11 protein-coding genes are annotated in these 12,719 nt (G+C 67.8%); 3 read left to right on the plus strand and 8 right to left on the minus strand.

Translation table 11 applies throughout. From position 1 onward, the window contains the following. Positions 1-24 precede the first annotated feature (24 nt). Positions 25-963 (plus strand): cysteine synthase A, encoded by a 939-nt coding sequence (gene cysK, locus J1M43_RS10250; protein WP_033104662.1) that lies wholly within the window; start codon positions 25-27, stop codon positions 961-963. A gap of 8 nt (positions 964-971) precedes the next feature. Continuing rightward, complete coding sequence (epsC, locus tag J1M43_RS10255) at positions 972-1,544, plus strand: serine O-acetyltransferase EpsC (RefSeq protein ID WP_033104663.1); 573 nt, start codon at positions 972-974, stop codon at positions 1,542-1,544. On the opposite strand, the gene J1M43_RS10260 is transcribed toward epsC, so the two are convergent. The 6 genes from J1M43_RS10260 to lysA all read right to left on the minus strand — a co-directional run bounded on the left by J1M43_RS10260 (position 1,532) and on the right by lysA (position 9,045). Next, a complete protein-coding gene (locus tag J1M43_RS10260) occupies positions 1,532-1,960 on the minus strand; it encodes a hypothetical protein (protein WP_241245215.1) in 429 nt (142 codons plus the stop codon). The two genes, epsC and J1M43_RS10260, sit on opposite strands and share 13 nt — an antisense overlap. Before the next feature lie 29 nt (positions 1,961-1,989). Continuing rightward, positions 1,990-3,069, minus strand: a complete 1,080-nt coding sequence (prfA, locus tag J1M43_RS10265) for a peptide chain release factor 1 (RefSeq protein WP_206476609.1) — start codon at positions 3,067-3,069, stop codon at positions 1,990-1,992. Positions 3,070-3,093: 24 nt separating this feature from the next. After that, a complete protein-coding gene (rho, locus tag J1M43_RS10270) occupies positions 3,094-5,205 on the minus strand; it encodes a transcription termination factor Rho (RefSeq protein WP_206476610.1) in 2,112 nt (703 codons plus the stop codon). A 167-nt stretch (positions 5,206-5,372) separates the two neighbouring features. Further along, positions 5,373-6,305, minus strand: coding sequence for a homoserine kinase (thrB, locus tag J1M43_RS10275; RefSeq protein WP_033104667.1), 933 nt, complete (start codon positions 6,303-6,305; stop codon positions 5,373-5,375). Continuing rightward, positions 6,305-7,639 (minus strand): homoserine dehydrogenase, encoded by a 1,335-nt coding sequence (locus tag J1M43_RS10280; protein ID WP_033104668.1) that lies wholly within the window; start codon positions 7,637-7,639, stop codon positions 6,305-6,307. Before J1M43_RS10280 ends, thrB begins: the two co-directional genes overlap by 1 nt. Continuing rightward, positions 7,636-9,045: a diaminopimelate decarboxylase gene (gene lysA / locus J1M43_RS10285; RefSeq protein WP_033106136.1), complete on the minus strand. Its 1,410-nt coding sequence runs from the start codon at positions 9,043-9,045 to the stop codon at positions 7,636-7,638. Before lysA ends, J1M43_RS10280 begins: the two co-directional genes overlap by 4 nt. 138 nt (positions 9,046-9,183) lie before the next feature. On the opposite strand from lysA, the gene J1M43_RS10290 reads away from it, so the two are divergent. Further along, positions 9,184-10,236: a YihY/virulence factor BrkB family protein gene (locus J1M43_RS10290; RefSeq protein ID WP_052166653.1), complete on the plus strand. Its 1,053-nt coding sequence runs from the start codon at positions 9,184-9,186 to the stop codon at positions 10,234-10,236. Here the strand turns inward: J1M43_RS10290 and J1M43_RS10295 are convergent. Both J1M43_RS10295 and argS read right to left on the minus strand, forming a co-directional pair. After that, entirely contained in the window at positions 10,233-10,988 is a 756-nt protein-coding gene (locus J1M43_RS10295) for an LmeA family phospholipid-binding protein (protein WP_033104669.1), read from the minus strand. The genes J1M43_RS10290 and J1M43_RS10295 overlap by 4 nt on opposite strands. Continuing rightward, a complete protein-coding gene (gene argS / locus J1M43_RS10300; protein WP_033104670.1) occupies positions 10,988-12,652 on the minus strand; it encodes an arginine--tRNA ligase in 1,665 nt (554 codons plus the stop codon). Before argS ends, J1M43_RS10295 begins: the two co-directional genes overlap by 1 nt. Between the last annotated feature and the right edge of the window lie 67 nt (positions 12,653-12,719).

The following is a 12,719-nucleotide window of genomic DNA, read 5'->3' on the forward strand; positions in this document are numbered from 1 at the left end:
GTTCCGCGAACGAAAGGCCAGCACATGTCCGGCATCCATTCCGACATCACAACCGCTTTCGGCAACACGCCGCTGGTTCGGCTGAACCGCGTCACCGAGGGCGTCGGGGCCACTGTTCTGGCGAAGCTCGAGTACTACAACCCGGCGTCCAGCGTGAAGGACCGCATCGGCATCGCGATGGTCAACGCTGCCGAGGCGTCGGGTGAGCTGAAGCCCGGCGGGACGATCGTCGAGTCGACCAGCGGCAACACCGGCATCGCCCTCGCGATGGTCGGCGCCGCACGCGGGTACAAGGTCATCCTGACGATGCCGGCGTCGATGTCGAAGGAGCGGCGTGTGCTGCTCAAGGCCTTCGGTGCCGAGATCGTGCTCACCGACCCGACCAAGGGCATGAGTGGTGCGATCGAGGAGACCAAGAAGATCGTCGCCGACACACCGGGCGCGGTCTGGATCAAGCAGTTCGAGAACGTGGCGAACCCGCAGATCCACCGCGAGACGACCGCTCAGGAGATCCTCCGCGACACCGACGGCGACATCGACATCTTCATCGCCGGCGTCGGCACCGGCGGCACCGTCACCGGCACCGGCCAGGCGCTCAAGGCGGCCAAGCCCGATGTGAAGGTGATCGCCGTGGAGCCCAAGGACTCCCCCGTGCTCACCGAGGGCCACCCCGGGCCGCACAAGATCCAGGGCATCGGCCCGAACTTCGTTCCCGATGTGCTCGACCGCGATGTGCTCGACGAGGTCATCGCAGTGGAGTTCGAGGAGTCGCTGCGCCTCGCACGCGACCTCGCCGCCAAGGAGGGCCTGCTCGTCGGGATGTCCTCGGGCGCCGCGCTCTCGGCCGCGCTGCAGGTCGCCGCACGTCCGGAGAACGCCGGCAAGACCATCGTCGTCGTCATGCCGGACACGGGCGAGCGCTACATCTCGACCGCACTGTTCGAGGATCTGCGCGAGAGCTGAACACGAACATGGGCATGATCGGGCGAATGCGCGAGGACGTCTCAGCCGCGCGCCTTCGCGACCCTGCCGCACGCAGCGGCATTGAACTGGTGCTGCTCTATCCGGGGCTGCATGCGATCTGGTGGCATCGAGTGTGGCATGGACTCTGGCTGCGAGACGCTCGCCTGCTCGCTCGTGCGGGTTCGCAGATCTCGCGCCGGCTCACCGGGATCGAGATCCACCCCGGCGCGAAGATCGGTCGACGCTTCTTCATCGATCACGGCATGGGCGTCGTGATCGGCGAGACGGCCGAGCTCGGAGACGATGTCATGCTCTACCACGGCGTCACGCTCGGTGGCCGCACGCGAGACGCGACCGGCAAGCGGCATCCGACGCTCGCGAACGGTGTCATCGTCGGTGCCGGGGCGAAGATCCTCGGGCCCATCACGGTCGGCACCAACACCGTCGTCGGAGCCAACGCCGTCGTCACGAAAGATGCTCCGAGCGACAGCATCCTCGTCGGCGTCCCCGCCAAGGCCCGTCATCGAAGCGATCACGACGACTTCTCGGACCTGCGCGTCGTATCCGACTACTCGATCTGAGCGGATCGAGTAGTCAGCGCCCGCGGCGCTCCTTCACCTCGCGCTTGAGGAAGATCAGCGGCAGCAGCACGGTGCCAAGCGCCGAGATCAGCCAGACGATCACCGAGCCCAGCAGCCATCCTGTGACATCGACGATGCGCAGACCACCGATCGGCAGCAGCACGACGACGATCAGCGCGACCAGGGTCGAGAAGATGCCGATGCCCCCCCATCAGCACGGGTGCGTAGCGATCGGCGAGCTTGGTGATCCACGGGCTCAGGATGCTCTGCAGGATCGCGAAGATGACGATGCAGATGACGAAGCCCCACCACTTGTCCCACTGGATCTGGAATCCGGGCAGCACGAGGTCGGCGACGATGAGCCCGATCCCCGCCGAGACGAGATAGATGAGCGTGCGGAACAGGAGCGTGATCACACCCCGATCCTAGCGCTCGGGCTTCGAGATCAGGAGTCTTGACCGACGGCGGCGAGGCGTGCCTCTTCGTCGGCGGTGATCGCGCTCTCGATGATCGGATCGAGCGCCCCGTCCATCACCTGATCGAGGTTGTAGGCCTTGAACCCCGTGCGGTGATCTGCGATCCGATTCTCGGGGAAGTTGTAGGTGCGGATGCGTTCGGAGCGGTCCATGCCGCGGATCTGCGACTTTCGTGCGTCGGATGCCGCGGCATCCAGCTCTTCCTGTCGCCTTGCGAGGATGCGCGCACGCAGCACCCGCATCCCGGCCTCGCGGTTCTGCAGCTGTGATTTCTCGTTCTGCATGGCGACCACGATGCCGGTGGGAAGGTGCGTGATGCGCACGGCGGAGTCGGTGGTGTTGACCGACTGCCCGCCGGGGCCCGAGGAGCGGTACACGTCGATCTTGAGATCGTTCTGGCTGATCTCGACCTCATCGGGCTCGTCGACCTCGGGGAAGACGAGCACGCCAGTAGTGGAGGTGTGGATGCGCCCCTGCGACTCGGTGGCAGGCACTCGTTGCACACGGTGCACCCCGCCCTCGTACTTCAGATGCGCCCACACGCCCTGCGCTGGATCCGACGAGGATCCCTTGATCGCGATCTGGACGTCCTTGTAGCCGCCGAGGTCGGACTCGTTGCGCTCGAGCAGCTCGGTCTTCCAGCCCCTGTGCGCGGCGTACTGGATGTACATCCGCAGAAGGTCGGCGGCGAACAGCGCCGATTCTGCGCCGCCCTCGCCCGCCTTGATCTCCATGATCACGTCACGGGCGTCGTCGGGGTCGCGAGGGATGAGCAGTCTCCGCAGCCTCTCCTGAGCCTGTGCCAGACCCTCTTCGATGACCGGCACCTCCTCGGCGAACGCGTCGTCCTCCTTCGCCAGCTCGCGCGCGGCGTCGAGGTCATCCGAAGCGAGCGTCCAGGCGTCGTAGGCCGAGACGATCCGGCTGAGCTCGGCGTAGCGACGGTTGACGCGCTTCGCCCGCGCTGCATCGGCGTGCACCGCCGGGTCGGAGAGTTCCTCCTGCACCCGGCGGTGTTCGTCGATGAGACTCTGGACGGATTCGAACACGCCTATGCTCCGGTCAGCGTCGGATCAGCGGATGTTGTTCTCGTGGCTGTGGCTGGAGCCGCCGGCCGCGGGTGCAGGCATCGACTTCTGCATCTGCACGAGGAACTCCACGTTCGAGTTCGTCTCCTTCAGCTTGCCGAGGACGACCTCGAGGGCCTGCTGCTGGTCGAGACCGGCAAGCGCGCGGCGCAGCTTCCAAGTGATCTTGACCTCGTCGGCCGAAAGGAGCATCTCCTCGCGACGGGTGCTCGAGGCGTTGATGTCGACAGCGGGGAAGATCCGCTTGTCCGCAAGCTGACGCGACAGGCGCAGTTCGCTGTTGCCGGTGCCCTTGAACTCCTCGAAGATGACCTCGTCCATCTTGGAACCGGTCTCGACGAGCGCGGTGGCGAGGATCGTGAGCGATCCGCCGTTCTCGATGTTGCGCGCAGCGCCGAAGAAGCGCTTGGGCGGGTACAGCGCCGCGGCGTCCACGCCACCGGAGAGCACGCGACCGGAGGTGGGAGTCGCGATGTTGTACGCGCGGCCGAGACGAGTGATCGAGTCGAGCAGCACGACGACGTCGCGTCCGAGCTCCACCAGACGCTTGGCACGCTCGATCGCGAGCTCTGCGACCGTGACGTGGTCTTCGGCCGGACGGTCGAAGGTCGAGGCGATGACCTCGCCCTTCACCGTGCGCTCCATGTCGGTGACCTCTTCCGGACGCTCGTCGACCAGGACGACCATGAGGTGGACCTCAGGGTTGTTCTGCGCGATGGCGTTGGCGATCTGCTGGAGCACGATCGTCTTGCCGGCCTTCGGCGGCGCGACGATGAGGCCTCGCTGGCCCTTGCCGATCGGGGCGACCAGGTCGATGATGCGCTGCGTCAGCTTCTCCGGAGCCGTCTCCAGGCGCAGGCGCTCCTGCGGGTACAGCGGCGTGAGCGCGCCGAACTCGACGCGTGTGGCCGCGTCGTCGACCGACAGTCCGTTGACCGAGTCGACCTTCACCAGGGCGTTGTACTTCTGGCGTCCCTGCTGCTCGTTCTCGCGTGGCTGCTTGATGGCGCCGACGATCGCGTCGCCCTTGCGCAGGTTGTACTTCTTCACCTGGCCGAGCGAGACGTAGACGTCGCTGGCACCGGCGAGGTAGCCGGTGGTGCGCACGAACGCGTAGTTGTCGAGCACGTCGAGGATGCCGGCGATCGGGATGAGCACGTCGTCCTCACCGATCTCGGTCTCGAACTCGTCCGACGTCGTGCCGCTGCGGCGCTTGTTGCGCTGGCGGCCACGGCCGTTGCCGTTCTCATCGTCGGAGGAGGGGCCGTTCTGCTGCTGCTGCGGGGCGTCCTGACCACCGTTGCGGCCACGGTTGCGACTGCGGTTGCGGCTGCGACCCCGGCCGGAGCCCTCTTCACCGTCGCTGGAATCGGCGCCGTTGCTGTCGCCGGCGTCGGTCTTCGCTGCGGACTGGCGGTTCTGCGACTGGTTGCCCTCGGACTGCTTGCCGTCAGCCTGCCTGTTGTCGGCCTGAGCGCCTCCGGTGCTGCGACCGGGAGCCTTCTCATCCTGTGCGGCGTCGGTGGACTTGTCCGTCGAGGATCCCTCGGTCGAGGACTCGGCAGCGGGCGTCGCGTCGGCGGCCGGCTCGGCCTTCTTGGTGCGGCGGCCCCGACCGGTCGTCTTCGGTGCAGCCTCTGCCGGGGCGTCGCCGGATGCGGAGCCGTCAGCGGCGGAATCGACCCGCGGTTCGGTCGAGGTTGCCGCGTCCGGTGCATCCGCGTTCGGTGTGTCAGAGGTCGGTGTGTCAGAGGTCGGAGCGTCAGCAGCCGGCGCCTCGGCCGGCGTCTCTGCGGCGTCCGCCTTCTTGGCGCGGCTCCGACGCGGGGCCTTCGCCTTCGGCGCGGCGGCTGCGTCGGCAACCGGTGCCGATTCTGCCGCGGCAGCCGGTGCGGCGTCGGCAGCGGGTGCGGCGTCGGCAGCGGGTGCCGCGTCGGCGGCTTCGGCCTTCGCGGCCGCAGTCGCGGTGTTCGCCCGGCGCGGCGCGCGCTTGCGTGCCGGAGCCTTCTCGGGTGCGGTCTCGGTCACTGCGGGTGCAGCATCTGCAGCAGCAGCGGTCGATGCCTGGTCGTTCTGGGTCTCGGAGAAATTCTCCACGAGTACTCCCTCATATGTAGTGGGAAATGAGCATGTCTCGCGCACAACGGGTGCTGCGCGCGATCGCACGGGCAGATGCTCGGCACCTGCCGGCCAGGACCAGGAAAGAGGTTCTGGCGGTTGCGTGCGGATCTCGCAGAATTGCGATGGGGGCCAGATTCACGAAATTACGTGGAGCCCTCCGCTCGATCCCTTACTGTACCACCACGCACGTCGACGGCCAGCATGAGGGCCTCCCACGGGGTGTCGGTGACAGAGGCAGCGAGTTCGGCGGCTTCGAGTCGGCTGCCCGGCCCGTCGGCGAGAACGAGAACGCTCGGGCCTGCACCGGAGACGACGGCGGCGAAGCCGGCCCTGCGCAGTTCCTGGACGAGCGTGTGCGTCTCCGGCATGGCTTCCGCGCGGTAGTCCTGGTGCAGGCGATCCGCCGTGGCGTCGAGGAGCAGCTCAGGGCTCTGCGTGAGCGCGGCGATCAGCAGCGCGGAGCGCGAGACGTTGAACACCGCATCCTCACGGGACACCTGCGGAGGCTGCAGCGAACGGGCGAGCACGGTCGACATGGTGCGCTCCGGCACGAGCACGAGGGGCGCGACGCCGCGGTGAACGAGCAGCTTCTTGTGCTGCGGGCCGCGCTCGCCGGTCCACGCGATCGTGAGCCCGCCGAACAGTGCGGGGGCGACATTGTCGGGGTGCCCCTCGAGCTCGGTGGCGAGGCGCAGCAGGTCGGTGTCCGTGAAGTCGACCTCGCCCTCCAGCAGCCCCTTGGCCGCGAGCACGCCCGCGGTGACAGCGGCTCCGGACGATCCGAGACCGCGGCCGTGCGGCACGCCGTTATGGGCGGTGATACGGAGTCCCGGCATCACCCGGCCGACGTCCTTGTAGACGTGCTCGATCGACCGCACAACGAGATTCGACTCGTCGCGGGAGATCTCCGAGGCACCGGAACCGGACACCTCGATCTCGAGACGGTCGTCGGCGAGTGCCGAGACGGTGAGCTCGTCGTACACGCTGAGCGCCAGGCCGAGGGTGTCGAAACCGGGGCCGAGGTTCGCGCTCGTCGCCGGTACCTGCACCGCGACGGTGCGCAGATCAGCGACCATCACTCGCCTTCCACACGCAGGACCGACACCACGCGCTCGACGACGGCGCTGGCCGCGAGCTTTTCGACGGTGTCGCTGAGCGCCTGCTCGGTCGCCCTGTGCGTGCCGATGATGAGGCGGGCCGTCGCGTCGTCTTCGCCTTCGCCCTCGACGGTCTGCACGACCGTCGCGACGGACACGCCGCCGTCGCTCAGGATGCCTGCCACCGCGGCGAGCACGCCGGGCTGGTCGTCGACCTCGAGCGTGACCTGGTAGCGCGTGATGACGCTCCCGATCGGGACGGTCGGCAGGTTCGCACGTGTCGACTCCCCCACTCCCACGCCACCGGCGATGTGACGACGCGCGGCGGAGACGACGTCGCCGAGCACCGCCGACGCGGTCTGCACGCCGCCGGCGCCTGCCCCGTAGAACATCAGGGAGCCGGCGGCCTCAGCCTCGACGAACACGGCGTTGTTCGCACCGTGCACGGAGGCGAGCGGATGCGTGCGCGGCACGAGTGCCGGGTACACCCGTACCGAGATGGACTCGGCGCCATCGACGACGAGCCGCTCGCACACCGCGAGCAGTTTGATGACGAATCCGGCGGCACGGGCCTCTTCGATCATCGACGGAGTGATCCGAGTGATGCCCTCGCGATGCACAGCCTCCAACGGCACGGCGGTGTGGAAGGCGAGGGATGCCAGAATCGCCGCCTTCTGCGCGGCATCGAAGCCCTCGACATCGGCGGTCGGGTCGGACTCGGCGTATCCGAGACGCTGCGCATCGGCGAGCACCTCGCCGAAATCGGCACCTTCGCTGTCCATGCGGTCCAGGATGTAGTTCGTCGTACCGTTGACGATGCCCATCAGCCGCACGACGCGGTCACCTGCCAGCGAGTCCCGCAGCGGACGGATGATCGGGATGGCTCCTGCTGCTGCCGCCTCGTAGTAGACCGATGCCCCGACCTGGTCGGCGGCTTCGAACAGCTCAGGTCCGTGCGTCGCGAGCAGTGCCTTGTTGGCGGTGACCACGTCGGCGCCGGAGCTCAGCGCGAGCAGCAGGCTGCCGCGCGCCGGCTCGATCCCGCCCATCAGTTCGATCACGATGTCGCTGCCGACGATCAGGCTTTCGGCGTCGGTCGTGAACAGGTCCTTCGGCAGATCCACATCGCGCTTCGCATCGACATCGCGCACCGCGATGCCGGCGAGTTCGAGCGATGCCCCCGCCCTGTCCGCCAGTTCTTCGCCGTGCTGCAGCAGAATGCGCGCCACCTGCGATCCGACGGCGCCGGCGCCGAGCAGCGCCACCCTCAGTCGTCGGTACTGTGCTGGACTGCTCACCTGGGGGTGGGTCATCGTGCTCCTTCATTCGCGCTGATCCCGGCATCCCGCGCCAGCAGGTCGTCGATGCTCTCTCCGCGCACGATCACGCGGGAGCGGCCGTCCGAGACGGCGACGACGGGCGGGCGTGGGACATGGTTGTAGTTGCTCGACAGCGAGGCGCAGTAGGCACCGGTCGCCGGAACGGCGAGCAGATCGCCTGGCCCGATGTCGGCGGGGAGGTACTCATGATCGACGACGATGTCGCCGGATTCGCAGTGCTTGCCGACCACCCGAGCCAGAACAGGGACACCCGTTCCCGCCCTGGATGCGATCCGCGCGGAGTACTGCGCACCGTAGAGAGCCGTGCGCGCATTGTCGCTCATCCCGCCGTCGACGCTGACGTAGAGACGACTCGCGCCCGAGTCCAGGCGCACTTCCTTGGTGGTGCCGACCTCGTAGAGCGTGACGCCGGCGGTGCCGACGATCGCACGACCGGGCTCGAACGCGAGCTGGGGCATCGACATGCCCCTCGCCGCGCAACCCTCTGCGACTGCAGCGACGATCTCTGCCGCCAGTTGTTCGATCGGCGTCGGGTCATCGACGCTGGTGTAGGCGATCCCGAAACCACCGCCGAGGTTCAACAGCGGCACCTCACCGCCGGCCAGCAGTCGGTGATGCAGATCGAGCACGCGCGATGCCGACTCGCGGAAGCCGGCGACGCCGAAGATCTGCGAACCGATGTGGCAGTGCAGACCGAGGAACTCCAGTCCTGGCAGCTCTCGGATGCGGGCGACGGCGGTCTCGGCATCCGCGAAGGTCATGCCGAACTTCTGATCCTCATGCGCCGTCGCGAGGAAGTCGTGGGTCTCCGCGTGCACGCCGCTGTTGACGCGGACCAGCACGCGCTGGACGACGTCGGTGCGCGACGCGGCCTCCGCGACGCGCTCGATCTCGATCGCGCTGTCGACGATGATCGTGCCGATGCCGACCTGCACCGCGCGCTCGATCTCACTCACGGACTTGTTGTTGCCGTGGAAGCCGATGCGCGAAGGATCGACGTCGGCCGCGAGAGCGACCTCCAGCTCACCGCGGGTGCAGACGTCGACGCGCAGGCCCTCTTCCGTCACCCATCGCGCGATCGCGGTCGACAGGAAGGCTTTGCCCGCGTAGTAGACACTCGCGGTCGTTCCGTGCGCCTTCGCGGCGGCGTCGAACGAGGAGCGGAACGCACGAGCGCGTGCGCGCACCTCGACCTCGTCGAGTACGAGCAGCGGAGTCCCATGGTCGCGGATGAGGTCAGTCGCCGACACGCCGCCGATCGACAGGACGTCGCCGCTGTCGCGATGAGCGGATGCCGGCCACACAGCAGGGGCCAGCGCGTTCGGGTCTTCCGGCACGACGAGCCACTCGGGGGCGAGCGAGACAGCGGAAGAATGCACCACGCACCAATCGTCAGGAGGGATCCTCGGGCAGGATCACGCCATACGAGGTTGCCCCGATTCTAAGGCACCGGGAAGACGCGGCCCGCATACGCAAGCCCCTCCCGCGCGCAGATCACGATTCATTACGGTGGAGTCATGGAGAGCACACGCGGGACCGTCTCGGGCGACAGGAGGAATCCGGGTGGTGTCGCCGGACTGATCAGATCCGTGACGGCCTGGGCACTCGAGCGGAAGCTCGTGCGGGCTGCACTGCTCTACTCCGAACGGCGAGGCCCCATGCTCGCCGACAGCGTCACCTATCGAGCGCTCTTCAGCGTCTTCGCCGGTCTGCTGCTCGGATTCTCGATCGCGGCGATCTGGCTGGCAGGCAACGACGAGGCGTGGGATGCGATCATCGCGGCGATCGACTCCGCGGTCCCAGGTCTCGTCGGCGAAGGCGGCGTCGTCGAGGATCCCTCATCGATCGCCGCTGTGGGGGGCCTGTCGATCGCGGGAATCATCTCACTGGTCGCGCTGGTCGGCGCGGCCCTCGGTGCGATCGGATCACTGCGCACGGCAGTGCGCACGATCGCCGGAGCCGTTCTCGACGATGTGTTCTGGCTCTGGGTGATACTGCGCAACCTCGCACTCGCGATCGGGATCGGGCTGTCATTCCTCGCCGCCGCGGCGGTCACGTTCGTCGCGCGCGTCGGAATCGGCTTCGCGACCGACCTGCTCGGGCTGCCTTCGGATGCTGTCGCCGCCGTCGTGGGCATCAGGATCGTGTCGCTCCTCGTCGTGTTCGCACTGGACGCATTGCTGATCTTCGGCGTGTTCCGGCTGCTGTCCGGACAGCGGGTCTCGGCTCGCGTGATCTGGCCGGGTGCGCTGCTGGGCGGCGTCGGACTCCTCGCGCTGCAGGAGCTGTCGAGTCTGTTCGTCGGCGGTGCGACCTCCAATCCGCTGCTCGCGTCGTTCGCTTCGCTGCTCGCCCTGCTGATCTGGCTGAACCTCAGCGCGCAGGTCATGCTCCTCGCGTGCGCGTACATCGTCACCGGCGCAGAGGAGGAACGCGACCGCGTGTCGGCCAGGGACGGCGCGCGTACTCTCGCAGAGCGCCGAGTGCAGCGCGCCCAGCAGGATGTGCGGATCGCGACGAGCGCCCTGCGCGCCGCGGAGAAGGCCGCAGCCGCAGAGCGGCAAGCTTAGGGGCAGACGCCGTTCTCCTGCAGCGTCTCGTCGGTGACGATCGCGCCATCGACCTGTACGTCGACCACGACCTCATCGCCGTCGACTGCGAGACCCGTCATGGTGAGTCCGGCCGGGAGCTGATCCGCGATGCAGATGCGCTGCGTCTCGGTGAGCTGCTCGGCGATCGTGCCGAAGCGATCGGCGATCTGCTGGGCGTCCAGCGTCGCGCCAGCGACCTGCAAGGAAACCGGCGTGAGCAGCAGCTCCCCGGCATCAGCGCCGGGCGTCACCGTCAACGCGATCGGCAGGGAGAGGCCGAGCACGGGAACGCTGCCCGAGACGGTGACATCGGGCTCTGCGAATGCGACCGAGTCGATCGGCAGATCGGATGCCGCGACGAGCACGGTGAACTGGTCGGAGTCGATCCGCACCGTACCCCGCGCATCGGTGAGGTCTCCCCCGCGCAGCGGGATTCCGGTCGCCGTGACGTCGGCTGCACCCGTGACGCCGCCGATTGTCACTGATTCAGTGGTCAGATCCAGCCGGTCCAGTCGGCCGCCGATCAGTTGCGGCAGCAGGATGCCCGATGCGTCGACGTCGAGTTGCTGGTCGGCGGGAAGCTCGAGCTGTTCGATGACGATGCCGCGCACGATGCCGGGCAGCACAGCCCTCGCGATGAGTTCTGCCGCGACGGCGAGCACTGCGACGACGAGCACGATGATGAGCAGCACCCACGGCCAGCGAGCGCGTCGTGCTCCCTCGACCTCCATCACATGCGCTCGGGGGCTGACACGCCGAGCAGTCCGAGCCCGTTGCGCAGAACCTGGCCCGTGGCGTCGTTCAGCCACAGCCGCGTGCGGTGCACGCTCTCGATCGGGTCGTCGCTCAGCGGGGTCACGCGGCAGTTGTCGTACCAGCGGTGGTACAGACCGGCCAGTTCCTCTAGGTAGCGCGCGACACGATGCGGCTCGCGCACCTGGGCGGCGAATGCGACGATGCGCGGGAACTCCTGCAGCGCACCGAGGAGCGCGGACTCCGTCTCATGCGTCAACGTCTCCGGGGCGAACTCCGAGCGATCGACACCGGAATCGGCGGCGTTGCGTCCGACGTTGTGCGTGCGGGCGTGCGCGTACTGCACGTAGAAGACCGGGTTGTCGTTCGTGCGCTTCTGAAGAAGCTCCGGATCGAGGTCGAGCGGCGAGTCGGCCGGCGAACGCTCCAGCGAGTACCGCAGCGCATCGGTGCCTAGCCAGTCGAGCAGGTCGTCCATCTCGATGATGTTGCCAGCGCGCTTGGAGAGTCGTGCGCCGTTGATCGACACCATCTGTCCGATCAGCACCTCGACGTTCTTCTCCGGGTCCTGGCCTGCCGCGCCGGCGATCGCCTTGAGGCGGTGCACATAGCCGTGGTGGTCGGCGCCCAGCAGGTAGATCTTGTTCTCGAACCGGCGGTCGCCCTTGTTCAGGTAGTACGCGGCGTCGGCGGCGAAATAGGTGTACTCGCCGTTGGAGCGGCGGATGACGCGGTCCTTGTCATCGCCGAAGTCGGTGGTGCGCACCCAGACGGCGCCGTCCTCGTCGAACACATGGCCCTGCTCGCGCAGGCGATCCACCGCCTGGTCGATCAGGCTCACGCCCGCGGCATCCTTCGCATGCAGTGTGCGCTCGGAGAACCAGACGTCGAAGGGCACGTTGAAGCGATCGAGAGAGCTCTTGATCTCGGCCAGCTGGAACTCGTACGCGAGGTCTTCGGCGACCGTGAGCTGCTCGGAGTCCGCCAGGTCGAGCAGATCGGGACGCGCCTCGACCACGCGCGCAGCGAGCGTGGCGATGTACTGGCCCGGGTATCCGCCCTCGGGGGTCGGCTCGCCCTTCGCCGCCGCGATGATCGAGTTGGCGAAGCGCTGCATCTGCGCACCGGCGTCGTTGATGTAGTACTCGCGGATCGCGTTCGCGCCGCTGGCGAGCAGCAGGCGCACGATCGAGTCGCCGAGAGCCGCCCAGCGGGTGTGGGCGATGTGCAGCGGCCCGGTCGGGTTCGCCGACACGAACTCGACGTTGACGCTGACGCCGGTCTGGGAGTCGTTCGTGCCGTATGCGGTGCCCGCGTCGACGATCATCTTGGCGAGCACACCCGCGGCGGCGGCATCCAGGCGGAAGTTGATGAACCCGGGGCCGGCGACCTCTGCGCTCTTCACTCCGTCGACGCCGACGATCTCGTCGGCGATGCGCTGCGCGAGCTCGCGCGGGTTCGTGCCGAGCTTCTTCGCGAGCCGCATCGCGATATTGGATGCCCAGTCGCCGTGGTCGCGGTTGCGCGGACGCTCCAGCGCGATGTCGGCTGCATCGATGCCGAGCGCCTCGTCGGGTCGCAGGGACGCGGCGATCGGCGTGACGACGGCGAGGAGGGCTTCGGCGAGGGTGTCGGGGTTCATAGCCTGTCAAGTCTACGGCGCGTCGCACGCCGGAATTCTCCGTTCGGGCGTGCGTCGCTTACCCTCT

It is taken from the genome of Microbacterium sp. KRD172 (assembly GCF_017168295.1).
In the GTDB taxonomy this organism is placed as follows: domain Bacteria; phylum Actinomycetota; class Actinomycetes; order Actinomycetales; family Microbacteriaceae; genus Microbacterium; species Microbacterium profundi.

Excerpts from the sequence above, each read along its gene's own strand:
- cysK (WP_033104662.1), top strand. The coding sequence starts at position 25 with ATGTCCGGCATCCATTCCGACATCACAACCGCTTTCGGCAACACGCCG.
- epsC (WP_033104663.1), top strand. The coding sequence starts at position 972 with ATGGGCATGATCGGGCGAATGCGCGAGGACGTCTCAGCCGCGCGCCTT.
- thrB (WP_033104667.1), bottom strand. The coding sequence starts at position 6,305 with ATGGTCGCTGATCTGCGCACCGTCGCGGTGCAGGTACCGGCGACGAGC.
- J1M43_RS10280 (WP_033104668.1), bottom strand. The coding sequence starts at position 7,639 with ATGACCCACCCCCAGGTGAGCAGTCCAGCACAGTACCGACGACTGAGG.
- J1M43_RS10290 (WP_052166653.1), top strand. The coding sequence starts at position 9,184 with ATGGAGAGCACACGCGGGACCGTCTCGGGCGACAGGAGGAATCCGGGT.
- J1M43_RS10295 (WP_033104669.1), bottom strand. The coding sequence starts at position 10,988 with ATGGAGGTCGAGGGAGCACGACGCGCTCGCTGGCCGTGGGTGCTGCTC.
- argS (WP_033104670.1), bottom strand. The coding sequence starts at position 12,652 with ATGAACCCCGACACCCTCGCCGAAGCCCTCCTCGCCGTCGTCACGCCG.